Annotated in this window: 24 protein-coding genes; 12 read left to right on the top strand and 12 right to left on the bottom strand. The window is 36.6% G+C overall.

Translation table 11 applies throughout. From position 1 onward, the window contains the following. Positions 1-56 precede the first annotated feature (56 nt). The 7 genes from rodA to RNZ47_RS13220 all read right to left on the bottom strand — a co-directional run bounded on the left by rodA (position 57) and on the right by RNZ47_RS13220 (position 8,298). Entirely contained in the window at positions 57-1,334 is a 1,278-nt protein-coding gene (gene rodA / locus RNZ47_RS13190; protein WP_311940939.1) for a rod shape-determining protein RodA, read from the bottom strand. Next, positions 1,334-3,271, bottom strand: coding sequence for a penicillin-binding protein 2 (mrdA, locus tag RNZ47_RS13195; RefSeq protein ID WP_311940941.1), 1,938 nt, complete (start codon positions 3,269-3,271; stop codon positions 1,334-1,336). The genes rodA and mrdA overlap by 1 nt, the downstream gene beginning before the upstream one ends. Further along, on the bottom strand, positions 3,268-3,774 hold the full coding sequence (locus tag RNZ47_RS13200) for a rod shape-determining protein MreD (RefSeq protein WP_311940944.1): 507 nt from the start codon (positions 3,772-3,774) through the stop codon (positions 3,268-3,270). Before RNZ47_RS13200 ends, mrdA begins: the two co-directional genes overlap by 4 nt. Next, positions 3,775-4,590, bottom strand: a complete 816-nt coding sequence (mreC, locus tag RNZ47_RS13205; protein WP_311940948.1) for a rod shape-determining protein MreC — start codon at positions 4,588-4,590, stop codon at positions 3,775-3,777. Positions 4,591-4,613: 23 nt separating this feature from the next. After that, positions 4,614-5,642: a rod shape-determining protein gene (locus tag RNZ47_RS13210; RefSeq protein WP_311940951.1), complete on the bottom strand. Its 1,029-nt coding sequence runs from the start codon at positions 5,640-5,642 to the stop codon at positions 4,614-4,616. A gap of 409 nt (positions 5,643-6,051) precedes the next feature. Continuing rightward, positions 6,052-7,584 carry a bifunctional phosphoribosylaminoimidazolecarboxamide formyltransferase/IMP cyclohydrolase gene (purH, locus tag RNZ47_RS13215; protein WP_311940954.1) on the bottom strand — a complete coding sequence of 511 codons (1,533 nt, stop codon included), beginning with the start codon at positions 7,582-7,584 and terminating at the stop codon, positions 6,052-6,054. Positions 7,585-7,842: 258 nt separating this feature from the next. Next, complete coding sequence (locus RNZ47_RS13220) at positions 7,843-8,298, bottom strand: XrtF-associated fRMsr-like GAF protein (RefSeq protein WP_311940959.1); 456 nt, start codon at positions 8,296-8,298, stop codon at positions 7,843-7,845. A 95-nt stretch (positions 8,299-8,393) separates the two neighbouring features. On the opposite strand from RNZ47_RS13220, the gene xrtF reads away from it, so the two are divergent. The 12 genes from xrtF to RNZ47_RS13280 all read left to right on the top strand — a co-directional run bounded on the left by xrtF (position 8,394) and on the right by RNZ47_RS13280 (position 20,360). Next, positions 8,394-8,945: an exosortase family protein XrtF gene (gene xrtF, locus RNZ47_RS13225; protein WP_311940962.1), complete on the top strand. Its 552-nt coding sequence runs from the start codon at positions 8,394-8,396 to the stop codon at positions 8,943-8,945. Further along, a complete protein-coding gene (locus RNZ47_RS13230; protein ID WP_311940966.1) occupies positions 8,938-9,366 on the top strand; it encodes an exosortase F system-associated membrane protein in 429 nt (142 codons plus the stop codon). The genes xrtF and RNZ47_RS13230 overlap by 8 nt, the downstream gene beginning before the upstream one ends. Before the next feature lie 57 nt (positions 9,367-9,423). Continuing rightward, positions 9,424-9,825 (top strand): HYC_CC_PP family protein, encoded by a 402-nt coding sequence (locus RNZ47_RS13235; RefSeq protein ID WP_446497231.1) that lies wholly within the window; start codon positions 9,424-9,426, stop codon positions 9,823-9,825. A 114-nt stretch (positions 9,826-9,939) separates the two neighbouring features. Further along, positions 9,940-12,177 carry a TonB-dependent receptor gene (locus tag RNZ47_RS13240; protein ID WP_311940973.1) on the top strand — a complete coding sequence of 746 codons (2,238 nt, stop codon included), beginning with the start codon at positions 9,940-9,942 and terminating at the stop codon, positions 12,175-12,177. A gap of 147 nt (positions 12,178-12,324) precedes the next feature. After that, a complete protein-coding gene (locus RNZ47_RS13245; RefSeq protein WP_311940978.1) occupies positions 12,325-12,702 on the top strand; it encodes a heavy-metal-associated domain-containing protein in 378 nt (125 codons plus the stop codon). Positions 12,703-12,865: 163 nt separating this feature from the next. Then, complete coding sequence (locus RNZ47_RS13250; protein ID WP_311940981.1) at positions 12,866-13,849, top strand: hypothetical protein; 984 nt, start codon at positions 12,866-12,868, stop codon at positions 13,847-13,849. Positions 13,850-14,155: 306 nt separating this feature from the next. Beyond that, complete coding sequence (locus tag RNZ47_RS13255; protein ID WP_311940985.1) at positions 14,156-14,590, top strand: carboxypeptidase-like regulatory domain-containing protein; 435 nt, start codon at positions 14,156-14,158, stop codon at positions 14,588-14,590. Between the two features lie 33 nt (positions 14,591-14,623). Continuing rightward, on the top strand, positions 14,624-15,634 hold the full coding sequence (locus RNZ47_RS13260) for a transglutaminase domain-containing protein (RefSeq protein ID WP_311940988.1): 1,011 nt from the start codon (positions 14,624-14,626) through the stop codon (positions 15,632-15,634). Between the two features lie 95 nt (positions 15,635-15,729). Next, entirely contained in the window at positions 15,730-16,515 is a 786-nt protein-coding gene (locus RNZ47_RS13265) for an alpha/beta hydrolase (protein WP_311940991.1), read from the top strand. Then, positions 16,512-17,918 carry a leucyl aminopeptidase family protein gene (locus RNZ47_RS13270; RefSeq protein WP_311940994.1) on the top strand — a complete coding sequence of 469 codons (1,407 nt, stop codon included), beginning with the start codon at positions 16,512-16,514 and terminating at the stop codon, positions 17,916-17,918. The genes RNZ47_RS13265 and RNZ47_RS13270 overlap by 4 nt, the downstream gene beginning before the upstream one ends. Positions 17,919-17,923: 5 nt before the next feature. Beyond that, positions 17,924-19,126 carry an ATP-grasp domain-containing protein gene (locus RNZ47_RS13275; protein WP_311940997.1) on the top strand — a complete coding sequence of 401 codons (1,203 nt, stop codon included), beginning with the start codon at positions 17,924-17,926 and terminating at the stop codon, positions 19,124-19,126. 109 nt (positions 19,127-19,235) lie between these two features. Continuing rightward, entirely contained in the window at positions 19,236-20,360 is a 1,125-nt protein-coding gene (locus RNZ47_RS13280) for a WD40/YVTN/BNR-like repeat-containing protein (protein ID WP_311941000.1), read from the top strand. A gap of 134 nt (positions 20,361-20,494) precedes the next feature. Here RNZ47_RS13280 and RNZ47_RS13285 read toward each other — a convergent pair whose 3' ends face one another. The 5 genes from RNZ47_RS13285 to RNZ47_RS13305 all read right to left on the bottom strand — a co-directional run bounded on the left by RNZ47_RS13285 (position 20,495) and on the right by RNZ47_RS13305 (position 25,935). Next, positions 20,495-20,950 carry a Spy/CpxP family protein refolding chaperone gene (locus RNZ47_RS13285; RefSeq protein WP_311941003.1) on the bottom strand — a complete coding sequence of 152 codons (456 nt, stop codon included), beginning with the start codon at positions 20,948-20,950 and terminating at the stop codon, positions 20,495-20,497. A 15-nt stretch (positions 20,951-20,965) separates the two neighbouring features. Further along, positions 20,966-21,475 carry a hypothetical protein gene (locus RNZ47_RS13290; RefSeq protein ID WP_311941007.1) on the bottom strand — a complete coding sequence of 170 codons (510 nt, stop codon included), beginning with the start codon at positions 21,473-21,475 and terminating at the stop codon, positions 20,966-20,968. 33 nt (positions 21,476-21,508) lie between these two features. Next, on the bottom strand, positions 21,509-22,051 hold the full coding sequence (locus RNZ47_RS13295; RefSeq protein WP_311941011.1) for an RNA polymerase sigma factor: 543 nt from the start codon (positions 22,049-22,051) through the stop codon (positions 21,509-21,511). Positions 22,052-22,348: 297 nt separating this feature from the next. Next, the gene (locus RNZ47_RS13300) at positions 22,349-24,205 is read right to left on the bottom strand and encodes an ABC transporter ATP-binding protein (RefSeq protein ID WP_311941014.1); all 1,857 of its coding nucleotides are present in this window, start codon (positions 24,203-24,205) and stop codon (positions 22,349-22,351) included. After that, a complete protein-coding gene (locus RNZ47_RS13305; RefSeq protein ID WP_311941017.1) occupies positions 24,205-25,935 on the bottom strand; it encodes a phospho-sugar mutase in 1,731 nt (576 codons plus the stop codon). Before RNZ47_RS13305 ends, RNZ47_RS13300 begins: the two co-directional genes overlap by 1 nt. Positions 25,936-26,041 lie beyond the last annotated feature (106 nt).

The raw sequence follows: 26,041 nt of genomic DNA on the forward strand, positions 1-26,041 counted from the left end.
AACTGGGATTGCGTGTTTGGTTTTTGGAATCTAACTTTTTTGGGATTTGTAATTTCTCACCACTCATTGATTTTGTTTGAGTCCAGTTTGATGAAAATAAACAGTAAAATAGTGAATGCCCAAAGCCCGGAACCACCATAGCTAAACATCGGCAGTGGAATACCAATGGTTGGAATTAAACCCATTACCATGCCCACATTTATTAGGAAATGTATAAAAATAATGGATGCAACCCCATAACCGTACACTCTACTGAATTGTGATTTTTGGCGTTCGGCTAAATGTAAAATACGTATAATAAGAAGCACAAAAAGAACAACCACAAATGTGGTTCCTAAAAAACCCCACTCTTCGCCCACGGTACTAAAAATATAATCGGTATGTTGCTCGGGCACAAATTTTCCGGTGGTTCGTGTGCCTTCCATAAAGCCTCTTCCGGTTAAACCGCCAGAGCTAATGGCTTTTTCGGATTCATTCAAGTTATAGGCAAACGTTTTTTTCATTTGCTCTAATTTAACGGGGTCTTTTTCCAATCGAAGCCACAGACTAATACGGTCTTGTTGGTGTGGTTTTAGAAGATTCTGATAAAAGAATTTTATTCCAAAAGACACCACAATGGTTACTAATAAAATAAATAAAGATTGAAATAGGCGTAATTTCTTTTTTCTTAAAAAATGAAAACCAACAAGTATTAAAACGGCAATTATTGAGGTGATTGTAACGCCGAATTTTAAAGACAATATGGATACTATAATCAAGGAAACACCAATGGTTAAATAATATTTTGGCAATCCTTCGCGGTACAAAACAAAAAAGAATGCGCCGTAAACAATGGTGCTGCCCGTGTCGTTTTGCAAGAGTACTAAAATTGCGGGAATGGCAATAATTATAAGGGCTTTTAACTGATCTCTTAGCGTTTTGATGTTGGTGTTTAAATCGCTAACATGTTTTGCCACGGCCAAAGCCGTTGCCATTTTCGCGAACTCACTGGGTTGAATGGTCATTCCGCCAATGGCGTACCACGACGTGGCCCCGTTTACGTTTTTACCGAAAATAAAAAGTCCGATTAAGGAGAGCATCGAAACAATGTAAATAATACTTGAAAATCGTTCGTAAAACTTAGCATCAACCGCCAATAAAAGTACGATTAAACCAAGGGTTAGAAATATAAAAATGAGTTGTTTGCCGTAAGGTTGTGAGAAATCGAAATAGTCGATGGTACTTCCTGTATGCGAAGCCGACAAAATATTCAGATAACCAAAACCAACTAAAAGTAAGAAGAGAATAATGGTAATCCAATCGAATCTAAAATATTTATTCGTATCTCTAACCATTAATTTGTGGCTTTGCTAATGTTGTTTAAATGCTTTTTTAAACGATAGTATTCCTTATCATCAACAAGTTGTAATAAAGTTTGCCCATTAATTTTAAAAGGCTCTCCAGAATAAGGTTTGGCGTATTCATCTTCCAAACTGTGTTTTAACAACCAATCTTCCAAATCGGTTCTGGTAATCTCGCCTTTAATATGTTTTTCAATCATTAAACTGGCAATTTTTCCGGCGAAGCGGCTTCCCCAATAACCGTTTTCAACAAAAACGGCGATTGCTATTTTTGGATTGTCTTTAGGGGCAAAAGCCACAAAAATAGAGTGGTCTGTCAATTGTGTTTTCACACTGTCGATAATAGCAAAATTTTCAACCGTTCCTGTTTTTCCGCAAATATCAATATCCTTTACTTGTAACCATTTAGCGGTTCCGTTTTTATATACTTGGTGCATGCCTTCAATTACAGGCTCAAAATGCTGTTTGTCAATCGTTGTGTATTTAGGAGTCGTGAATTTTTCGGGAAGTGTTTCACCTTTAATGGATTTAATGATATGCGGCGTGTAAAAATGCCCTCTGTTGGCAATAGCTGCAATCATATTGGCCAGCTGAATGGGCGTTGTGGCCACTTCACCTTGTCCAATTGAATTGGAAATGGTGTAAGTTGAATAAAAGGTTCTAGGGTAAATCCTTTTGTAATAGTCTCTATCAGGAATTCTTCCTTTTTGCCCCACTTTTAAATCGTAGCCTAAAAAATTGCCCAATCCGAAACTTTTAGCATGATCGCTCCACACATCAATACCTTTTGAGGCACTACCCGTTTTGTCTAAAATTTTTCTGTAAGCCGTGGCGAAATAAGCGTTGCAGGATTCTTGAATACCACTAATCATATTGTTGCGCCTGCCTATGTAGCAATGGCATTTCATAAACCGATTTCCGTATCTGTAACCCGCATAGCAAGTAACGGTTTCGTTTGGGGTTAATACGCCTTCTTGCAAGCCAATAAGGGCGTTCATTAATTTAAAAGGTGACCCGGGTTCGTAAACCCCTTGCAGACTTCTATTAAATAGAGGTTTGGCGATAGAATCGTTAAAAAGTTTGGTAAAGTTTTTAGAGCGTTGTCTGCCAACCAAATCGTTGGGGTTATAAGTTGGGGCAGCTACCATAGCTAATATTTCGCCTGTAGACGGCTCGATAGCGATAACGCCACCACGTTTGTTTTGCATCAACAACTCGCCGTATTCTTGTAATTTGGCATCGATGGTAATGGTGATGTCTTTGCCCTGTTCGGGGATAGTATCGAATTCCCCACCTTTATACGGTCCAATATTTCTGTTAAATCGGTCTTTTTGAATGAACTTAATGCCTTTTACGCCTCGCAATATGTCTTCGTAGGAGGCCTCAACACCTTGTTTGCCAATTAAATCGCCCATTTTGTAATAGGGGTCGTTTTTAATATCTCTGGTGTTAACCTCGCCAATATCGCCTAAAACATTGGCGCCAATTGAGGTTTCGTACTTTCTAAGCGACCGTTTCTGAATATAGAAGCCATCAAATTTGCGCATCTTTTCTTGTAAAACGGCATAGTCTTCTTTTGATAAATGCGAAACGAAAACCGATGGCAATCGGGGCGAATAATGATAGGCCTTGTTGTACGTTTTTATAAACTGATCTTTGTCAATTTTTAATAAATCACAAAACTCAAGCGTGTCCAAAGGCTGCACTTCACGCGGAATAACCATCACGTCGTAAGAGGGTTGGTTGGCCACTAAAAGTTGTCCGTTTCTGTCGTAAACAAAACCGCGTTTCGGGTAATCGTAAACTTTTCTAATAGCATTGTCTTCAAATAAATTATGCGTATTTGAAGTGTATACTTGCAAGTAAAAAAGCCTTGCGATAAACACAAAACCAACAAGAATTACCGATATGAATAGTAAAAGTTGTCTCATTTAGATTTTCGACTAAAAATAATAGTTATTAAAACACAAAGTATTATAGTGAATATACTTGAGAATAACGTTTTTTGAAGGATTAAAATTATTTTGGAAATGCTAAAAATTTCCAAACAAAACAAAATGAAGTGATGCGCGATTACCATAATGGTGATGTAGATTAGTTTTGCGCCAAAATCTACGGTATTGAATTTCATGTTTTGATGTTCGTAAACCATGCCAAAAGAGAACTTTAATGCAACGGGTCTGGCATAGGCTATAAACACAGATGCCGCAGCGTTAATGCCGCCGGAGTCTAAGAATAAATCGACCGTTAAACCCAATAAAAAACTTAAGAAAATAAATAAAGACCGGTTGTTTTTTACAGGAAATAAAATGATGAAAAGAATATAAATATACGGATTGATGTAGCCCAAAAAATTAATATGGCTGCATATTAAAACCTGAATTAAAATAAGTGCTATAAAGCGGATGCTATTTAAAGAAATGATACCGTTCATTTAATGGGAATTTAACAAATTTGTAATTTCCTCAAAATCCTTGTTTTCTATAATATGAACATGCTCAAGGTTAGTCATGTCGTTAAAAAGCTTCACATTAATCTCATAATAATTTTCGGCAACATCCAATTCAAAATCCTCTACAACACCAATATCAATATTTTTTGGAAAGATTGAAGAGCGCCCCGAGGTAACAATCGTATCGCCTATGGCAACCGGTGCTATTTTTTCAACATCTATTAACTGCACGATGTTTGGCGATTCGCCGTCCCAAGTTAAAGAGCCAATATGATTGGTTTTTTTTAATCCTGCACTAATATTGCTTGTGGTGTTTAACACCGAAATAACCGTTGAATAATTTTTACTTGAGTTGTCTATAATACCTAAAACACCTTTACTGGTTATCACGCCAAAATCTTCTCTAATACTATCGTTTGTGCCTTTATTGATGAGTAAAAAATTATCGGTTAAAGAATAACTGTTCTTTATAATTTTTGCAGTTTGGATTCTATACAGTCCGTTGTACGTAACACTGTCTATATAGCTTGAGTCCAGTTGGTTTTCAGCATTAAACAAAAGCGCTTTTAATCGATTGTTCTCTTCGGCTAAAATCTGGTTTTGCGATTTTAAATTAAAATATTCACTAATGTTATTAACAGAATTGTAAACGCCACCGGTTAAAAAATTGGCAGAATTTATAAACTTGCTTTTGTGATAGGAATGCGATTGAATAGTAAAAACAATAGACACCGAAAACAGCAACAAGAACAACAAAAACCTTTTGTTTCTTATTATAAAATTAATAATCTGTTGCATGATTTAGGGACTGTTTTATGCTTTTATTTAATCAATACACTTTTGTATTTAGGTAAATTTTTAAGTGTAATTCCAGTACCTCTTACCACAGCTCGCAATGGGTCTTCGGCAATATAAACAGGAAGGTCTGTTTTTTGCGACAAGCGTTTATCCAAGCCACGTAACATCGATCCGCCACCAGCTAAATAAATACCGGTATTGTAAATATCGGCAGCCAATTCGGGAGGTGTTTGCGATAGGGTTTCCATAACCGCATCTTCAATTCGTAAAATAGATTTATCTAAAGCTTTTGCGATTTCACGGTACGAAATTTGAACTTGCTTCGGTTTCCCCGTTAACAAATCACGCCCTTGAACACTCATATCTTCAGGCGGTAATTCCAAATCCTCTGTAGCCGCACCAATCTGTATTTTTATCTTTTCGGCAGTACGCTCACCCACATACAAATTGTGTTGGGTACGCATGTAATACACAATATCGTTTGTAAATACATCACCGGCAATTTTAACCGATTTATCGCAAACAATGCCACCTAGGGCGATTACTGCAATTTCGGTGGTTCCGCCACCTATATCAACCACCATATTGCCTTTGGGTTGCATAATATCTACCCCAATACCAATAGCGGCCGCCATGGGTTCGTGAATTAAATACACTTCCTTTCCGTTAACACGTTCGGCACTTTCTTTTACCGCACGCATTTCAACCTCGGTAATCCCCGACGGAATACAAATAACCATACGCAACGCCGGCGTAAAAAACTTCTTTTTTAAAGCCGGTATGTTTTTAATAAACATACTTATCATTTGTTCCGAAGCATCAAAATCGGCAATTACCCCGTCTTTTAAGGGGCGAATCGTTTTAATGTTTTCATGCGTTTTGCCCTGCATTAAACTCGCTTGTTGGCCAACGGCAATTATTTTACCTGTAATTCTATCGCGCGCAACTATCGATGGCGCATCAACAACAACTTTGTCGTTATGTATAATAAGTGTATTTGCAGTACCTAAATCTATTGCAATCTCTTCGGTTAAGAAGTCAAAAAAGCCCATGTGCTATTAGTGGTTTTTAAAGGGTTGTTAACAAATCCTGTAAATGTAATAAAAGTAAATAAATATACCGAGTTTAAATGGCATACAAATGGCATCAAAATAAAGTATTAACTATTTATACGTAGTTTATCGATTTTTAGATGGTTTTTTTAAAGATTGTGGTGTTCCCTACGCTCATACCTACAAGGTTGGATGCTGAAACAAGTTCAGCACAAAAACCTTGCAGGATCGCTTCGGTCGGGCTTTCACTACTACTCGCTTCCTCCTACGTCGGCGAGCTCAAACAAACCGTTCAATCCCTAACGCAAATAACTGCTGTAGTTCAAAAAACTATCATGTTATTTTTAAACTTGCCAGATTTCTAAAACCTGGCAAGTTTAATTTTTTGGTAAGTATCGCAGTAATAATTTTAATGCTTAAAATGGCGTGTTCCGGTCATTACCATCGCCACGTTATTGGCGTTGCAATAATCAATGCTCAATTGGTCTTTTATCGAGCCACCCGGTTGGATTACCGCAGTAATACCCGCATTTTTAGCAATTTCCACACAGTCCGGAAACGGGAAAAAAGCATCACTTGCCATTACCGCACCGTTTAAATCAAATTTAAAAGTTCCAGCTTTATGGATAGCTTGCTCTAAAGCATCAACACGACTGGTTTGCCCCGTACCGCTAGCGCACAATTGTTTGTTTTTGGCTAAAACAATGGTATTCGATTTTGTATGCTTACAAATTTTCGATGCAAATATTAAATCCTCTAATTCGTTGTCCGTTGGATTCGTGTCTGTAACATTTTTTAAACCTTCAATAGTATCTGTAATGTTGTTTCTGTCTTGTACCAAAACACCGTTTAAACAGCTTCTTACATTGGTTTTTGGCATCTCCACATCATGAATTTCCAATAAAATCCTGTTCTTCTTGCCTTTTAACAATTCTAAAGCATCGGAAGCAAAAGATGGTGCAATAACCACCTCACAGAATAACTTGTGAATCTCCTCAGCCGTAGCCAAATCAATTTCTTTATTGCTAATTAAAACACCGCCAAAAGCCGAAACAGGATCACCAGCCAAAGCATCAAGATAAGCTTGGTGTAAGGTGTCGCGTTGCGCCAATCCACAGGCATTGTTGTGCTTTAAAATAGCAAAAGTAGGCGCGTCGTTTTTAAATTCCAGCATTAAATTAACCGCGGCATCAACATCTAAAAGATTGTTATAGCTTAGTTCTTTTCCGTGCAGTTTGGTAAACAGTTCGTCAAAATCGCCAAAGAAAAAGCCTCTTTGGTGTGGGTTTTCCCCATAGCGTAAAACCTTGCCTTTTGGTTCGCTGATTTTTAAAACCGCTTCATCATGGTTTTTGTTGAAGTAATTAAAAATAGCCGTGTCGTAATGCGATGATACATTAAACGCTTTTCCGGCAAAACGCTTTCTGCTTTCTTCTGAGATACTGCCGTTATTTTCAGAAATCAATTCTAAAAATTCCGCATAATCGTCAACAGAAGATACACAAATTACATCGGCAAAATTTTTGGCCGCCGCACGAATTAGCGAAATACCGCCAATATCAATCTTTTCAATAATATCCTGCTCGCTGGCGCCAGAAGCAACCGTTTTTTCAAAGGGATATAAATCCACAATCACCACATCGATCTGCGGAATGTTGTATGCTGCCAATTCTGCCACATCACCTTCATGGTTTTGACGATTCAAAATACCACCAAAAACCTTGGGATGCAATGTTTTTACGCGACCACCAAGAATGGAAGGGTAGGATGTAACCTCTTCAACCGGAACCACATCGATGCCTAAATCGTTAATAAATTTTTCGGTTCCACCCGTCGAGTAAATGGTAACGCCTTGTTCGTTTAACTTTTTTACAATTGGGGCTAATCCGTCTTTGCTAAAAACAGATATTAATGCGGATTTAATGGTTTTTTCGTTGCTCATGTTAGTGTGTTGTGTTTGATTTCCATATTCATGGGAATGACAGTATTATGGTTTTTCAATGTGATGCATTGAATGTGCTGTTTTAAAAATGCAAAAGTAGTTATTTCAACTAAAAAAAGGGGCTACTTGAAATTAAAAAAGAACAGCTTTTTTCAACGAAACAAAGAAGTTGTTAACATTAAGAGTTCAAAGTTCTAAGTTTAAAATTCAAAGTTGCTATAGGTAGAAATATTAAACCCAGAATTTTGAACTTTAAACCTAGAGTAGCTGTGCTACTTGAGTACAAACAAACTCCAAAAAGCGTTCGTCTGCTTCGGTAAACGGATCTGCTGTGTTGGAGTCGATGTCTATCTGTCCGATGTTTTTGCCGTTTACAAAAATGGGCACCACAATTTCAGCCTTTACGGTAATACTGCACGCAATATAATTATCTTGGGCGGCCACGTCGGGCACCACAAAATTTTGGTTGCTTAGGGCAACTTGACCGCAAATCCCTTTCCCGAACGGAATCACGGTATGGTCGGTTGGTTCGCCAACATAAGGTCCCAAATGCAATTCTTTTTTATCGCTATCTGCAAAATAAAAACCTACCCAATTGTAATAATCGATGTGGCGTTCCAATAACTGGCAAATCGATAATAAACGTTCGTCGGTAGTTTTATTGGTTTCGGAAATTATGGTTTCAACCTGCGGTTTTAGAGTTTCAAAATTCATAAATAAAAAACTTTTGGTAAAAGTATTTAAAAAGGTGTAAATTCGATATTTAGTTTAGAAAAAAAATAATCACCAAATTAATTAAAATCACTTTTTTGCAGGAACTCTTCACGAAATACAAATTAGTTATAAAGTTTATACTTACTTTTTTAATGGTATATGTATTGTTTTCCGTGATATATCATTTTTATTTAGAGTTTTCTGAAGGTTGCAAATTCTACCCGGATTATATAACACATTTGGTAGCCAAACAAACCGAGGATTTGCTAAATGGTTTTGGTTACAATACTCAGGTTTTACCGCATCCCGACGAGCCTTCGATGAAGGTGATTCTAAACGGCAACTATGTGGCCCGGGTTATTGAAGGGTGCAATGCGGCAAGCGTAATTATCTTGTTTATGTCGTTTGTATTTGCGTTTTCGGGCAAACTTAAAACCACCTTGTTTTTTATACTTTCGGGCAGTGTTTTAATATATGTCGTTAATTTATTTAGGATTGCCCTTATATGTGTCGCCCTTTACCATTACCCCGAACATCAAGAATTTTTACACGGGGTGCTGTTTCCGGCAATTATTTACGGCATGGTTTTTTTATTGTGGATTTTTTGGGTGAATCGGTTTTCAAACTTAAAAAACAAGCATGGGTAAGTTGGTAAAATACACATGGCTTTTTGTGGGTTTCGGATTGCTGATTTTAATCCGATGGTTTGAAAACGACTTGTTTTACGACCCCTATTTGGCATTTTTTAAAAACGATTATTTATATGCGGATAGCCCAAATGTTGATATGTTAAAAGCATCGGCATTCACGGTGCTAAGGTATGCTCTAAACACACTAATTTCCTTGGCTATTTTGTTTGTTGTTTTTAAAGATAAAGGCGTCGTCAAGTTTTCTGGGTTTATATATGTTGTTGCCTTTGTTTTACTAATGATAGGCTATCTGTACTTTGTTTTAAACCCAAAACAGGAAACCTATTACATCTTTTTTAATGTGCGTCGGTTTTTAATTCAGCCCATAATTTTAATCCTTTTATTGCCAGCGTTTTATTATCACAAACTAAAAAATTAACTGTTAATCATTTTATAAAACAGGGCGAATAATTTTAAGTTTTTGTATTTTGGCACTGTGATAAAACAGATTTTGCATAAAAGCTTTTCCATGCTACTAGCATTTTTAGTGTTGTTTTCAACGGTATCCTTTACTATTGAGAAACACTTTTGTGGCGATGTTTTAGTTGATGTTGCCATTTTTGTTGAAGCTGAAAAATGCGAAATGGAAGCTTTCGAGATTCAGCAAAAAATGACTTGCTGTAAAGACGAAATAAAGGTGATTAAAGGGCAAGACCAATTAAATGTGTCTTCGTTTGATGATTTGGAGTTCGAACACCAACAATTTTTAGCATCCTTTGTTTATTCATTCACCAATCTCTTCAAAACACTTAAAAAAGAGATTGTGCCCCATAAAGATTATGCGCCACCCATTCTGGTCTCAGACATACAGGTGCTTAATGATACTTTCCTGATTTGATTTATTATTTTTTGTAATTCCTGCGTGCCATACTGAATTTGTTGAAGTGACGGCAGGAACCTAATCGCACACTACAATTAATAAAACATCAAAATTTTACAATATTTCTAATAAATGAAACAAATAATATATATACTGTTCATGCTTCCCGTGCTCAGCTTTTCGCAAGACAAAATAAGCGGATTGATTATGGAAGCAAACGATAAAAACGAGCCTATAGGATTAGCCGGCGCTAACGTATATTGGCTCGATACCTCGGTTGGTGCGGTAACCGATATAGATGGAAAATTCACCATACCTTATAAAAAAGAATACACCAAATTAGTAATAAGTTATGTGGGTTTTAAAACCGACACTATTACCATTAGCAAACCAAAAATGGTGCGTCATTGGCTGCAGTCTACAGATAATTTAGATGCCGTAACGGTAACCTCCAGAAAACAGGCCACATCAAAATCGTACATGCAAGCCACTAACGTTTTTACGGTAAGTAGCGACGAACTGCTTAAAGCGGCATGCTGTAATTTGTCTGAGAGTTTTGAAACCAACCCGTCCATCGACGTTAATTTTGCCGATGCCGTTTCGGGTACCCGACAAATAAAAATGCTGGGTTTAACGAGTCCATATATTTTAATAGCGACCGAAAACATACCATCTATTCGCGGTGCATCGCAAGCCTTTGGAATGAGTTTTATACCCGGAACTTGGGTGGAGAGCATTCAAATTACCAAAGGTGCCGGAAGTGCCGTTAATGGTTTCGAGAGTATTGCAGGTCAAATAAATGCAGAATTGGTAAAACCAACAACCGATGCAAAGTTATTTGTAAACGCATACGCCAATGCCAACGGACGCTTGGAATTAAACACCCATTTAAACACGGCCATAAACGAGAAATGGAGTACAGGCCTCTATTTACACGGAAATCTTAGAGACGCAAAGCACGATAATAATAACGATACCTTTTTGGATATGCCTTTGCAAGAACAGGTTAACATCATGAACCGATGGCAATATACCGATACCGAAAAGGGCTTTGTAACCTTTGTAAACCTAAAGTTTTTAAATGATGAAAAACAAACGGGACAAGTCAATTTCAATCCTAAAACCGATAAGGGCACAACCAACGCTTGGGGCAGCGAAATTGATACGCGACGTTACGAAGTATCCACAAAATTTGGATATGTAAACCCAGAATTGCCGTGGCAAAATATTGGGGTGCAAACGGCTTATAGCAACCACAGACAAGAATCGTATTTTGGTTTAAATCAATACGATATTACACATAATAGCTTGTACGCCAATGCCATTTATAGTTCCATTATTAGCGATTCCAGACATAAAATTAAAACCGGCATCAGCTATACCTACGATCATTACGACGAGTTTGTAAATACAAATGATTACGAAAGAACCGAGCGTTCGGTGGGTGCATTTTTCGAGTATAATTTTGACAATCTCGACAAGCTGAACCTAACGGCCGGAATTCGTGTGGACAACCATAATTTAATGGGCACTTTTATTACGCCTAGATTTCATGCACGATACACGCCTTGGGAAAAATCGGCGTTACGGGCGTCGTTCGGTCGCGGTATTCGCAGCGCCAATATTTTTGCCGAAAACCAGAGTATATTTTCAACCTCGCGGTCCATTAATATTTTAAATACCGACGGTGATATTTATGGATTGGACCCGGAAATTGCTTGGAATTACGGCCTGTCTTTTCTACAAGGATTTAATCTTTTTAACAGAAAAGCCGATATTACTTTAGATTATTACCGCACCGATTTTCAAAACCAAGTGGTGGTAGATTTTGAAAACCCGCAGGAAGTCAATTTCTATAATTTAGATGGCGATAGTTATGCCAATAGCTTTCAAGTTGAATGGAATTATAATGTGTTTGAGCATTTCGATTTACGATTGGCGTACAAATATTACGATGTTAAAACCGACTATAATTCCGGTAAATTATCAAAACCGCTAGTGCCAACCAATCGTTTTTTTGCCAATGCCTCTTATGAAACGCACATGCACGAAAATGGTTCGCAGTGGAAATTTGATGCTACCTTTAATTGGTTGGGCGAACAGCGCTTTTCATCAACCGTGGGTAATCCTGCACCATATCAATTACCTGAAAACACACCAACACTTGGTACGTTAAATGCGCAAATAACCAAAGTATTTTCTTCTAAATTTGAAGTATATTTAGGCGGTGAAAACATAACAAACGTAAAACAAGATAATCCCATTTTAGGAGCGAACGATCCTTTTGGTTCAAATTTTGATACAACTTTTGTGTATGGCCCCATTTTTGGAGCAAGTTATTATGCCGGATTGCGGTTTAAAATAGAATAATCAGTCATTTCCTCGAAGGAGGGAATCTTATAAATGGAACTAATATATAAACCTGTCATGCTGAGCGCAGTCGAAGCATCTTATTAAAAAAAACAGATAAATAATAAATGAGATTCCCGTCTTCACGGGAATGAAAAAAACTTAATTATGAAAAAAATAATGATTTTAGCACTTATGCTAATAGGAGCAACAACCTTTGCACAAAACAAAAACCAAAAAGCCTCCATAGAAGTCGATGGCGTTTGTATGATGTGTAAAAACCGCATTGAAAAAGCCTGCTTAACCTCAAAGGGTGTAAAGTCTGCCGATTGGAACGTGAAAACCCACGAGTTAAAATTGATTTACGATGCCCGTAAAACCGATTTAAAAACCATACAGCAAACCATTGCCGATGTGGGGCACGATACCAAAGAAATAAAAGCATCCGACGAGGCCTATGCCAAAGTGCACACGTGTTGTAAATACCGCGACGATGAGGTGATTGATGACCATAAAGAAGACGGTGAAGAAAAACCTAAAAATTAGAAAACGTTATTATCAAAACCCAAACAATTTGTTTGGGTTTTTTGTTTTAGTGCTTTTGGTTTTGTGAGAAAAAAAGGATATTTTCGATAAACTGTGTATATAAACAATTTTAGTTATAAGTTTATATCAGAAAACGTTTTAGCCAATTAAAACCGAACTCAAAATGATATTTAATCTTAATCAAAAACAACATGAAATTAATCGACGAAAAGGATTGAGATTATTTGATATTGGTTGGAAAGAAGAAGATTTTCAAAAGATGATGTATGAAAATTTAGAAGTTCTTCTTCCCGAAGATGAATTACTTCTAATTATGCAATCTCACAAATGGCAGGAGGAACCAGACTTAATGGCAATCGATAAGAACGGAGACTTGTACATTTTTGAATTAAAGGCTTGGGAATCTCAAGATGTCAATTTATTACAAGTAATGAGATACGGACAAATTTATGGTCAATATCAATACGACGACCTAAATGAGTTGTTTTTAAAGCGCTTCCCAAATGAGGTTAGTTTAATTAGTGCATTAAATTCAAAATTTGATAGTGGTTTAAAAACGAGCAATATAAATACTAAACAAAAATTTATTTTAATAACAAATGGATTAGATTTTAAAACAAGAGCAGCTATTGAATACTGGGACAAACAAGGAGTGAGTATTTCAAGTTGGGTTTATAAAATTTATAAAGTAAATAAAGAAATCCTTCTTGACTTTGAAACTTACCGCAAAAATCCTAATCCTTACGAAGATATAGATGAAGGATACTATATTTTCAATACTAACATAAAACATGGATCAGAAGATGAAACGGATATGTTAGAAAACCATAAGGTCGCTGCATATTTTGAGCCTTGGAAGTTTAAAATTGAGCATCTGAATAAAGGAGATAAGGTTTTCTTATACAGTTCAGGTACGGGAATAGTGGCAAAAGGGATAGCGACAGATAAAATTAACAAAGGCAGATATCGTGATAATCCCAAATATTCAAACGAAGAATATTCAATGAAATTAAATAATTTTAAAATTTTGGAAAATCCAATACCTGCATCTGAAATAAAAAGAATTGCAGGTGTAAACTATGTATTTATGCAAACAATGTTTTCCATAGATAAAGAAACAGGTGAAAAACTATGGAAGAAAAAATAACTGGCTATAACACGTTATCGTTTAGGTGGGTAAAATACTAAATTCAAAGTTTTCGGCACTTAGCAAAGTTTATCTCATTCGGACAGATAAGAGCTTTTAAATCAGCCGCAAGAAAAATAAACAGCGTCAAAAAATCTTTACAGAACACTTCAAAATTCAAACACAAACCACTGAATTTTAAACAAGTAATTGTCCTTCATTTCAAAATTTAGTATCTTTACTCAGTCAAATCGTTTATTCACTCAATATAACTTTCATGGCAATCTTTCTTAGGATAGATTTGATGAAAACAAAATATTTATAATTATGAAAACACAGTTAAAATTCACACAGAAAAAAGCGTATCGCACCTTAGGTTTTGTCGCCATTTTTATGATGTCCACATTGGCATTTAATCCAATTTACGGACAAACAAAAAATGCGACTTCAGCCGAAACCCCGCAAAACGAGCGCATCGTTAAAGGCATTATCACCAATGATGAAGGGCCTGTAGAGAGCGCAAGTATTACATTAAAAGGTACTAAAGTAGGAACGGTGTCTAACAGCAAAGGCGAATTTACATTTCCGCAAGCACTAAAAACAGGCGATGTTCTGCTTATCAACTATTTGGGTTACGAAACCATTGCCATAAAAATTAAAGACGATACCTCGTTTATCAGACCGGTATTAAGCGAAGATTTAATTGAATTCGTGGGGGCTTTAAATACCAATAAACCTTATAAATCCAAACGCTCAAATTAGTAATTGCCACTTGATAGCCTTGTTTAAATGAAAATGATACGATATTTATTTTTGTTCATTTTTGTATTCCAATCCCATGCTCAAATTTCTGATTTTGATACTATTGATTTTAAAAAAGCAGATAGAATAGCGTTGGAGTACAAAAATGAAAGGCTTGATAATTTACCCGAATTGGTACATAAACTCACCTCGAATTTAAATACCGATGTTGAACGTTTCAGGGCAATTTTTACTTGGGTTTGCAATAACATTGCCAACGATTACGGCATGTATTCAAAAAACATGCGAAAGCGCCAACGTTTTAAAAACGATAGTGTTAAGCTTGAAAACTGGAACACCGAATTTAGAAAATCGACCCTTAAAAAACTCCTAAAAAACAATAGAACCATTTGCACGGGGTACGCTTATCTTTTAAAAGAGCTTGCAGATTTAGCCAATATTGAATGCGAAATGGTGCACGGTTTTGCAAAAACAAGTACGATAAACATTGCATCGCTCGACATGCCGAACCACACTTGGAATGCGGTTAAATTAAACGGCAAATGGTACCTTTGCGATCCCACTTGGGCAAGCGGTATTCCTAACCCGTCAACTTTTCAGTTTACATTTCATTATAACGATGGTTTCTTTTTGGCCAATCCCAAACTGTTTGTTATCGATCATTTTCCGGTCGACAAAAAATGGTTGCTTTTAGATGATGCCGACACAGCTTCATTTGAAACATTTTTAGAATCGCCTATAATTTACGGTCAGGCTTATGCGAATCTCAACAGCCATATTCAGCCTAAAAAGATGCATAATACCATTCAGAAAAACGAAAAAATCACCTTTGAGTTTCAACTACTTAAACCGGCAAATGTTAAAGATGTGACACTTTTAATTGATAGCGGCCATAACAGCAAGAAAATCCGACCGGAATCTACTTTTATAAAAAACGAATCCTTAATATTCGAATATAAATTCAAGCACACAGGCTTTTACGATGTACATTTTTTAATTGGTGAAGATTTAATTTCCACTTATACATTTAAAGTAAAAAGCTAAAACGGCATAAATACTGCTTTATTTAGTTGAAATATTTCGATGTAAATTTTTATAGCATATAATAGCGTAAAAATGTATTTTCGCTTTTTAAAATTATGAAAATGACAATGACTGAGTTTGAGCCTATTATAGAAGTTATAGAAGAGGCTTACGAAGTACCACATTTAAATGCCACCAGAAAAATTTCGGCATTATTGCCACACGATTATTACCAAACCGATAAAAAGTATCCGGTTTTATATCTTCAAGATGGGCAAAACCTATTTAATCCATCGGCCCAATATGGCGATTGGGCAATAGATAAATCGATGGCAAAATTAGCCGAAGAAGGGCTGAGCGATATTATAATTATAGCCATAGACCACGGCGAAGAGGAGCGTATTATTGAATACTTACCGTATTATCATCCACGTTTTGGTAAAGGCAAAGGGAATTTTTATATACAATTTATGATTGATAAATTAATTCCTTACATTAACAAGCATTACCGTACGTTAACCGATTTTGAGCATACGGGCATTGGCGGGAGCTCTATGGGTGGCTTGATAAGTTTGCACGCCGGTTTATCAAATCCCGGGGTTTTTGGTAAAATGATGATTTTTTCACCCAGTTTATGGATTTCGAGAATGATTTTTAACAACACCAAAACCTTTACACCATTAAACGAATCTAAAATTTATTTGTATGCTGGCGGACAAGAAAGCAAAGAGCATTTACCAAATGCTAGAATGCTGGAAACCATTATTAAAAACAAAATGGTGAAAGGGCATGCTATAGATTTTCATTTTTCGTTGAACGAATTGGGTAACCATTCCGAAGTGCATTGGCGCGAAGAATTCCCCAAAGCTGTAAAATGGCTTTTCTTTAATAAAAAAACATGATATATAAACACACACAGAGTTTAGATACAAAAAAGGATATCATAATTCCTTGTAAAAAAGGAAACCTAAAACGTCTGGCAGAATTCACGTCCATAAAAAACCTGGATTTTGAAGGCGATTTATCTACCTATCAACTCATTTATGGCGATGCCGGAAATAGAATTTATCTTTTGGGATTGGGCGAAGAGAAAGATGCCATAAAGATTGAAGATGCCTTTAGGAAGTTGGCTTTCGAAACCAAAAAGCATTGGAAAAAAAACATTCAGGTTGATGCGCAATCATTATCTGAAGATGCCGTAAAACAAGCGGTTATTGGTTTGGAATTATCCAATTATGAAATCGGTCAGTTTAAATCAGAAAAGAAAAAGCAAGCCGAATTAGTAGTCAATTTCATTTCAAAAAATGATATCGAAAATCAGCTTAAAGAGGGCAAATATACGGGCGAAACCACTAACCAAATTAAAGCTTTGGTTGATGCGCCGGCAAATTATAAAACACCAGAATTTTTAGGGGAATGGGCCACTAAATCTGCCAAAACATACGGTTATAAATGCACCGTTTTACACCAAAACGAGCTTAAAAAACAAGGCTTCGACGCGGTAATTGCTGTGGGCCAGGGCAGTGTTAATCCCCCGGTGGTCATCGTTACGGAATACATTACAAAGCCAAATGCCAAAATAGATATTGGTTTAGTGGGTAAGGGCATCACCTTTGATACGGGTGGGTTATCCATAAAACCATCCACCAATTTGCACTATATGAAAAGCGATATGGGTGGGGCAGCCGTGGTTTTAGGTGTTGTTGAGTTGGTGGCAAAATTAAAATTGGATGTTAATATTGTCGGTATTGTCGCTTCCGCGGAAAATGCGGTTGATAAAAACAGTTACAGACCGGGCGATGTGATAAACTCGTATTCAGGAAAAACCATTGAAATCATTGATACCGATGCCGAAGGGCGCTTGGTTTTAGCCGATGGATTGAGTTATTTAATTAAGGAATTCCAACCTGAAAAAATCATTGATATCGCCACTTTAACGGGCAGTGTGGTGCGAACTTTGGCGTTTTCTGCAGCGGGAATGTTTACCAATAATACCGAAATGGCAAAATCCATGTCGGATATCGGATTTAAAACCAACGAGCGCGTGTGGCAATTGCCATTGTTTGAAGATTTTGAAACCGATTTACACTCAGATATTGCAGATTTGCGTAACTTTAGTGGTAAACCTATCGCGGGGGCCATTAATGCCGCAAAATTTCTAGAGGCATTTACCGAGTCTCATAAAAATTGGATGCATTTGGATATTGCAGGTGTATCTTTTGGCGATTCGCCTTTTTCAAAAATGAAAAGCGCTTCGGGCTTTGGTGTTCAATTAATTACCAATTATGTAAAATCTTTAAACTAAAAAACATGTCTACACAGCCACTCAATTTCATTTGTATTTCCACTTATTTTAAGGGTGAAGATTTTTTAAAACGATGCAAAGCCGAGGGCAACCATGTGTATTTGTTAACCATGAAAAAGCTGGAACATGAAAATTGGCCATGGGAAGCGATAGATGATGTGTTTTATGTTGAAAATTGGAATGATAACGATGTTATTAAAGGGTTGGCGTACAAATACAGAAGCATCAAGTTTGACCGCTTTGTGGCATTAGACGATTTTGATGTTGAAAATGTAGCCGCCATACGCGAGCATTTCAGAATGCCGGGAATGGGCAGTACCACGGCGCGCTATTTTAGAGATAAATTGGCCATGCGTATCAAAGCAAAAGAAGAAGGGATAAATGTGCCTGAGTTTACAGCCTTGTTTAATGATGGTGCCATTAATAATTACGCCGATAATGTTAGTCCACCTTGGTTGTTAAAACCACGCTCGGAAGCATCGGCAGCAGGTATAAAAAAAATACATTCTAAAGACGAGCTTTGGGAAGTAGTGCATAGTTTGGGCGATGAACGCGACGATTTTTTAGTTGAAAAATTTGCTCCGGGCGATGTGTATCATGTCGATGGATTAAATGTTGACGGGAAAGTCCTTTTTTCTCGGGTAAGCAAATATTTAGATACGCCTTTTGAGGTTGCCCACGGGGGCGGTATTTTTAGGTCGGCCACTTGTGAAATGGGGTCGAAAACGGAAAAAGCATTAAGCAAAATGAATGCAGAAGTTATGAAAGCTTTTGGGATGCAGTTTGGCGCATCGCATACCGAGTTTATTGCATCAAAAGCCACGGGCGAGTTGTTTTTTTTGGAGACATCGTCAAGAGTTGGTGGTGCTAATTTAGCAGAAATGGTGGCCTTTGCCTCGGGTGTTAATTTATGGAGCGAATGGGCCAAAATAGAATCGGATACTTTAAAAAAACAAACCTATAGATTGCCAAAAATCCATGATAAATATGCTGGCATTGTGGTGTCTTTAAGTCGATATGAGCATCCCGATACCTCTAGTTTTTCCGATAAGGAAATTGTGTGGCGTATGAATAAACCATGGCATATTGGACTTATTGTGGTGTCGGAATCAAGCGAGCGTGTTTTAGAATTGTTGGATCTGTACACTACCCGTATTGCCAATGAGTTTCATGCGAGTTTGCCAGCACCGGACAGTTTAAGGGAATAGTCGGTTTTTAGCCGTTTTTGGATGTAATCGCCATTAATCAAATAAAAAATTATTAAAAGCTTCGTGTTTGTTTACGGAGCTTTTCTATTTTTATGGAAATCTATTTAAAATGAAACGTATCGCATTTGTATTAGTCGTTATTGTGTTTTTTTCTTGTAAGCAGGAAGATAAGTTTGTTCCTAGAAATATTTCTAAAGTTGAAATTAATCATCTTTTGGAAGATTCTTTATTGAATGTTAGGGCTTTGGAAATTATGAATGATACTGTTTTAATATTTCCTTTTGATAGATATACTGTTTATAGTAATGATATAGGTTACGATGAAGGGTTTTGGGTTGATACAGTTCATAGTACTTATCCCATTATGAATGAAGAGGTAGATACATTAAATGGAATTGGTAAAATTGAATCAAAACAGATTAGATCAATCGCATCAAACTATAATTCATTGTTTCTTCTTAATATAGAATCTCCTGCGTTTATTAATAAAATAAAACTTGATACAGTTTTACATGCAAATTTAAGATTACAAAAAGTGATCATGGTTGATGATAGCCCCAAAGCCTTTTACGACTCCATGGATTTTTGGAACGACAACGAAGGCATTGCCATTGGCGATCCAACCGAGGAATGTATGAGTATTATCATCACCCGCGACGGCGGGGAAACATGGACTAAACTATCTTGCGACGATTTACCAAAATCCAAAGCAGGCGAAGCGGCATTTGCAGCTAGCGATACCAATATTGCCATTGTTGGCGATAACACTTGGGTGGCCACAGGAGGAAAGGCAAGCAGGGTTTTGTATTCGCCAGATAAAGGTAAAACCTGGACCGTTTTTGAAACACCTATTGTTCAAGGATTGGAAACTACGGGTATGTATTCTATCGACTTTTATGATGAACTCACTGGGTTTGCTATTGGTGGTGATTACACCAAACCAGACGATAACGCTGCCAATAAAATAAGAACAGCCGATGGCGGAAAAACTTGGGAGCTGGTGGCACAAAACCAAAATCCCGGATACCGAAGCTGTGTGCAATACATCCCAAACGGTAGAGGGAAAGAGCTCGTTGCCATTGGTTTTAAAGGAATTGATTACAGTAACGATTATGGAAGTACGTGGAAGCGTTTAAGCGATGAAGGCTTTTACACCATCAGGTTTTTAAACGATAGTGTGGCTTATGCCGCTGGCGCAGGCAGGATTTCTAAGCTCACGTTTAGGGAGGAATGAATCTGTCTAAAAAAGTCTTTTTGGATTGTATCTGCCAGGTTGAGCTTGTCGAAACCAATCTTGATTATCAGTAAGTCAAAATATTTCGACAAGCTCAATATGACATAGAATTAGACTTTTCAGATAGCGGCATTCTAATTTCTGCTTTTACCTTCTTGTCTTCTTTTTTTAAATTGCTCAAATAGTTTTCTTTTAAAGCTTTCTTCAGCAATTTGCAATAACAGTATTTTTTTAGGGGAAATTATGGTTTTTAGTTTGCTGGCTAATTTAACACGTTCGTTGTGCAAACTGTTTTCAGCTTTATATAACCTATCTAATAATTCCTGGGATTTTTCATCCGTGAGCGTTTCATGATTGTCTTTAATTTCTTTGCGAATACTTCTAATGTCTTGATGTTTTAACTTATAAACATTATCGTCGTAAGCATTATATATGGGCCAAAACTGTTGCGCTTCCTTTTCGGTTAAGTTTAATTTTTCAGTAATATGCGCTACTTTAAGTGCTTTAATATGCTCTCTTCTTTCGTTTCCTTGAGAAAAGGCAGTTAATGTTAAACTTGCGAAAAGCATTGTTATTATAATTTTTTTCATGCTTGTTTTATATCTTTATTCTATTAATAAATCTTCAATGTCTGCGTTATCCAACAAATAATCTTCTAATGAATCTTCTGTGATATTGGTGTTTGTAAAAGCCTCCGAATTTAATTCTTCTTCAGTTAATAAGGTGGCTAGCTCGTAACTTGTAAAATCTTCTTCAGCTAAATAATTTTCGATGGATGCGGTTTCTAACGAATCGAAGGTCAGTTCTTCAGAAGTATTAAAAACAAGGTTAAACATAAGTATGATACTTGCCGCTACCGCTGAGGCATACGCCACTTTTTTCCATGTAAATAACGAGATGACTTTGGTGTCTCTTTGATTTTTAACCGCATTTAAAATGGTGTCATCAATCGTTTCAAAATAATCGTTTGGCACTTTAAAGCCCGTTGTTTTAATACCATCCAATTTATTGGAAGTTTTTAACTTAGCTAAAAGCTCGTCATCAAAAGACTCAAAGTAGTTATCTGGCGTTTTAAAGCCTGAAGATTTTATATTATGTAAATTCTTGTTTTTCATGGTATTAATTGGACTAATTTATACTTAAAAGGTTTAATTTTTAGTTAAATAGTCTTCTATTTTTTTAACGGCAATATGATAGGATGCTTTTAGTGCTCCTTCGCTGGTTTCCAATATATGTGCCATGTCTTTATATTTAATATCCTCAAAATACTTCATATTAAAAACCAATTGTTGTTTGTGCGGTAGCGTCGCAATGGCTTGTTGCAATTTTAACTGAATGGCATCGCCCTCAAAATAAACATCGGTGGTTAAATTGTTTATAGCTATTTGCTGCACCTCTTCACTTGTTACCTGTAATCGTTTTGCATTTTTATTGATGAACGTAATGGACTCGTTTGTGGCTATTCTGTACATCCAAGAAAACAGTTTGCTTTCCCCCTTAAAGTTATTAATATTTTTATAAATTTTTATGAACGTGTTTTGCAGCACATCATCGGCATCATCGTGCGATTTAACAATGTTTCGAATATGCCAATATAAGCGTTCCTTATAAAGTGTCAGCAAGGTTTTAAAAGCCTGCTCTTTATAGGTGTCAGATTTCAATTGTTCTAATAACTGTGCGTCGTCAATCAAAGAAAATAGTTTGGTTTTTAGACTATTAAATATAATAAAAGTTTAATGTGAATTTTTTTAATATTTTCTTAAGATTTTAAAGTGCTGATAGTCAATAGTTTGTCTTGAAAAACATCGATAAAGTGTATTGTTAATACGATTAAATGCAGTTTTTTCTTGTGTAGTCTGTTTTTTTACTTTATGTTTGTACCAGAAACCTACTTATGTTGCTAGTTTGTCCCCAAGTCTAGCAATGAATAAAAAAAGGATAGAAGCCCCAAATCTCTATCCTTTTTTGTTTTTTATATGTCTGTGCTTTTATTCAAAGCTCTGCATTTCCACTAATTTTTTATAAGTCCCATTTTTAGCAATGAGTTCGTTGTGCTGTCCTTTTTCATCAATTTGACCTTTCTTTAAAACCACAATTTCATCGGCATTTTGAATGGTTGATAAGCGGTGTGCGATAACGATGGATGTTCTGTTTTTCATCATATTTTCCAAAGCGACTTGCACCAAGCGTTCGCTTTCGGTGTCCAGTGCCGATGTGGCTTCGTCTAAAACCATAATTGGTGGACTTTTTAATACCGCACGGGCAATACTTAAACGTTGTTTTTGTCCGCCGGAAAGCTTGTTTCCGGAATCGCCAATATTGGTATTGATACCTTCGGGTAAATCTTTAACAAACTCCCAAGCGTTTGCCACTTTTAGCGCTTCAATGATGTCTTCGTCCGTAGCATCGTCGTTGCCCAATTTCATATTATTTTTTATGCTTTCGTTAAACAAAATGGCGTCTTGGGTTACAATGCCCAATTGCGCACGTAAAGAGCCCGTTGTTAAGTCGCGAATATCTATGCCATCAATTAAAATTTGTCCTTTATTTACATCGTAAAAACGGGTAATTAGGTTGGCTATGGTCGATTTTCCGCTACCAGACTGCCCAACAAGCGCGACGGTTTTTCCTTTGGGAATGGTTAAGGAAAAATCCTTTAAAACATAGTCGTCTTGATATTTAAAAGAAATATTGTCAAATTTAATTTCCGAATCGAAACTGGTTTTTTCAATAGCATTTTCTTTATCCTTTAAAGGATTTGGCGTGTCGATGATTTCTTGAATACGTTCCGCGGCAGCGCCACCTTTTTTAATGTTGTAAAGCGCTCTTGAAATGGCTTTTGCCGGTGTTAATATATTGTAAGACAGCCCCATGTAAACGAGAAATGTACTGCCGTCTAATTCAGAATCGCCAGTAAGCACCAAATTACCACCGTACCATAAAATAACGGCAATCATAAGAATGCCCAAGAATTCGCTACTTGGTGATGCTAAATTTTGACGGTTGAGCAACTTGTTTGAAAAATGGTAGAATCGCGTAGTGGATTCCTGAAATTGTTGGTTGAATTTTTCTTCAGCATTAAAACCTTTAATGATGCGTAGTCCCGTAAGTGTTTCTTCCAAAGCAGACAGAAATATACCCTGTTCTTTTTGAACACGATCTGATTTTCGTTTTAAACTTTTACCGATTTTTGAAATGATAAAGCCCATTACTGGGATGAAAATAAAAATAAACAAGGTGAGCTGCGGACTAATATACAGCATAATCGTGATGGTGAAAATAATGGTTAAAGGCTCTCTAACAATAAGCTCTAAAACCGATAAAAACGAATATTGCAAATCTAAAACATCACTGGTTACACGCGATAATATATCGCCTTTTCGTTGCTCGGAGAAATATGATAGCGGTAATTCTACCGTTTTTTTATAAACTTTATTTCTAATGTCCCTTATAACGCCATTTCTTAGGAATACTAAAAAATAATTGGCTAAATAGCCAAAAATATTTTTTAATAAAAACATAACAACTATCAATCCCACCACAAAAATCAATGCTTTCGAATCGTCTCCGCCGGTAAACTGGTGCATGTTGTAGGCTAACAAATTTTCAACATAATCGTCAATTTGCATTAAACCGGTATAAACGGGCTCGGTAGGAGCCATTTGCGCGATGGGTTGCCCTAAATCATCAAGAGGGTCTTTCTTGAAAATAACATCGAGCATGGGCTTTAATGCTACAAATGACAGGGTGCCAAATAAAGCAAAAAACACATTAGAAATAATGTGTCCTATGGCATAACGCTTATAAGGTTTTGCGTATTTTAGAATATTTATAAAGTGATTCATTAACTCAATTTCATGTCTTTTACAATCGCTGCTATTTTTTTGTCGAGTTGCGCTTCTACGGTTTTATACTCCGAAGCTGAATTTAAAGTGGTGTTAACACTCATATAAAATTTTATTTTTGGCTCCGTACCACTTGGTCTTAGTGCCACTTGGGTACCATCTTCGGTATAATAAATAAGCACATTTGATTTTGGGATATCAATAGGGCTTTCTTCTCCAGTAACCATATTTTTTGAAACCGATAATTGGTAGTCTTCAATTTTAGTTACTTTCGAGCCGTTAACTTCGGTTAGCGGGTTTTCGCGCGCATCAATCATCATTTGCTTTATTTCCTCGGCACCTTCAATTCCTTTTTTGGTCAATGCGATTAGGTGTTCTTTATAGAAGCCGTGTTCAACGTACAAGTCTATTAACTCTTTATAAACCGAACTGCCACTTGCATTAGCCTGAGCAGCAATTTCGCAAGCTAAAAGCGTTGAGGTTACCGCATCTTTGTCGCGTACAAAATCGCCCACCATGTAGCCAAAACTTTCTTCGCCACCACCAATAAAATTGAGGTCTTTGTTTTCGTGGATTAACTGAGCAATCCATTTAAAACCGGTAAGTACAATTTTACTCTCTACATTATACGATGCCGCAAGGGTGCTTAACAAAGGCGTTGAAACTATGGTAGAGGCAATAAATTCCTTTCCTGTAATTTTGCCTTGTTTTTTCCATTGTTTCAAAAGGAACTGCGTCATCATTAACATGGTTTGATTTCCGTTAAGCAATTGCAATTCGTTTTTTGTGTTGCGCACGGCAATGCCCAATCTGTCGCAATCTGGATCGGTACCAATAACAATATCGGCGTTAACTTTTTCGGCTAATTCCAAGGCCATTTTTAATGCCGCAGGTTCTTCTGGGTTTGGTGATGCTACGGTTGGGAAATCGCCATTTGGTACTTCCTGCTCCTTTACAATATGCACGTTTTTATAACCCGCACGTTTTAAGGTTTCTGGCACTGCCGTAATTGACGTGCCATGAAGTGAGGTAAACACAATGGTTAAATCGTCTTTCGCGGCTTGCGATGTGTTAAAACTTCCGTTGCTTACCGAAGCATTAATAAATGCATCATCAACCTCTTTTCCTATATATTCGATTAAATCGTTATTGGCTTTAAATTTAATGTCGGCATAATCTAAACTTTCTATCTCATTAATAATGGCATTGTCGTGCGGTGGTACTAATTGTCCGCCATCTTGCCAATATACTTTGTAACCGTTGTATTCCGGTGGATTGTGCGATGCTGTTAGCACGATACCACAGTGGCAGTTTAAGTATCTTAAAGCGAATGATAATTCTGGAGTTGCTCTTAAGTCCTCAAATAAATAGACTTTTATGCCGTTGGCCGAAAACACATCGGCCACTACTTTTGCCAACGATTTGCTATTATGTCTGCAATCGTAAGCAATTACGGCTTTTGGCGTTTCGTTAGGGAAAGATTTATGTAAATAATCACTTAAGCCTTGCGTGTTTTTTCCGAGGGTATATTTGTTGATTCTGTTGGTGCCAACACCCATAATACCACGCATTCCTCCAGTACCGAATTCTAAATTTTTATAAAAACTTTCTTGAATATCCTTTGGATTATTGGCGATGCTATCTTTGATGGTTTGCTGCGTTTCTTCATCGAAAGTTGGAGTTAACCACGAGTTTATTCTGTCTAAAATTTCTGGTTTAATGTGAATCATCTTTAAGCATTGATTAGTTGACAAACGCTAAAATAAGCATTTCGTTAGTTAGTTTATTGTTTTAAATTTAAGAAATATAATTTTTATAATTATAATAATTCAGCTC

Source organism: Hwangdonia seohaensis (assembly GCF_031932625.1).
In the GTDB taxonomy this organism is placed as follows: domain Bacteria; phylum Bacteroidota; class Bacteroidia; order Flavobacteriales; family Flavobacteriaceae; genus Hwangdonia; species Hwangdonia seohaensis.

Coding starts and splice junctions, on each gene's coding strand:
- rodA (WP_311940939.1), bottom strand. CDS start 1,334: ATGGTTAGAGATACGAATAAATATTTTAGATTCGATTGGATTACCATT.
- mrdA (WP_311940941.1), bottom strand. CDS start 3,271: ATGAGACAACTTTTACTATTCATATCGGTAATTCTTGTTGGTTTTGTG.
- RNZ47_RS13200 (WP_311940944.1), bottom strand. CDS start 3,774: ATGAACGGTATCATTTCTTTAAATAGCATCCGCTTTATAGCACTTATT.
- mreC (WP_311940948.1), bottom strand. CDS start 4,590: ATGCAACAGATTATTAATTTTATAATAAGAAACAAAAGGTTTTTGTTG.
- RNZ47_RS13210 (WP_311940951.1), bottom strand. CDS start 5,642: ATGGGCTTTTTTGACTTCTTAACCGAAGAGATTGCAATAGATTTAGGT.
- purH (WP_311940954.1), bottom strand. CDS start 7,584: ATGAGCAACGAAAAAACCATTAAATCCGCATTAATATCTGTTTTTAGC.
- RNZ47_RS13220 (WP_311940959.1), bottom strand. CDS start 8,298: ATGAATTTTGAAACTCTAAAACCGCAGGTTGAAACCATAATTTCCGAA.
- RNZ47_RS13230 (WP_311940966.1), top strand. CDS start 8,938: ATGGGTAAGTTGGTAAAATACACATGGCTTTTTGTGGGTTTCGGATTG.
- RNZ47_RS13240 (WP_311940973.1), top strand. CDS start 9,940: ATGAAACAAATAATATATATACTGTTCATGCTTCCCGTGCTCAGCTTT.
- RNZ47_RS13245 (WP_311940978.1), top strand. CDS start 12,325: ATGAAAAAAATAATGATTTTAGCACTTATGCTAATAGGAGCAACAACC.
- RNZ47_RS13250 (WP_311940981.1), top strand. CDS start 12,866: ATGATATTTAATCTTAATCAAAAACAACATGAAATTAATCGACGAAAA.
- RNZ47_RS13255 (WP_311940985.1), top strand. CDS start 14,156: ATGAAAACACAGTTAAAATTCACACAGAAAAAAGCGTATCGCACCTTA.
- RNZ47_RS13260 (WP_311940988.1), top strand. CDS start 14,624: ATGATACGATATTTATTTTTGTTCATTTTTGTATTCCAATCCCATGCT.
- RNZ47_RS13265 (WP_311940991.1), top strand. CDS start 15,730: ATGAAAATGACAATGACTGAGTTTGAGCCTATTATAGAAGTTATAGAA.
- RNZ47_RS13270 (WP_311940994.1), top strand. CDS start 16,512: ATGATATATAAACACACACAGAGTTTAGATACAAAAAAGGATATCATA.
- RNZ47_RS13275 (WP_311940997.1), top strand. CDS start 17,924: ATGTCTACACAGCCACTCAATTTCATTTGTATTTCCACTTATTTTAAG.
- RNZ47_RS13280 (WP_311941000.1), top strand. CDS start 19,236: ATGAAACGTATCGCATTTGTATTAGTCGTTATTGTGTTTTTTTCTTGT.
- RNZ47_RS13285 (WP_311941003.1), bottom strand. CDS start 20,950: ATGAAAAAAATTATAATAACAATGCTTTTCGCAAGTTTAACATTAACT.
- RNZ47_RS13290 (WP_311941007.1), bottom strand. CDS start 21,475: ATGAAAAACAAGAATTTACATAATATAAAATCTTCAGGCTTTAAAACG.
- RNZ47_RS13300 (WP_311941014.1), bottom strand. CDS start 24,205: ATGAATCACTTTATAAATATTCTAAAATACGCAAAACCTTATAAGCGT.
- RNZ47_RS13305 (WP_311941017.1), bottom strand. CDS start 25,935: ATGATTCACATTAAACCAGAAATTTTAGACAGAATAAACTCGTGGTTA.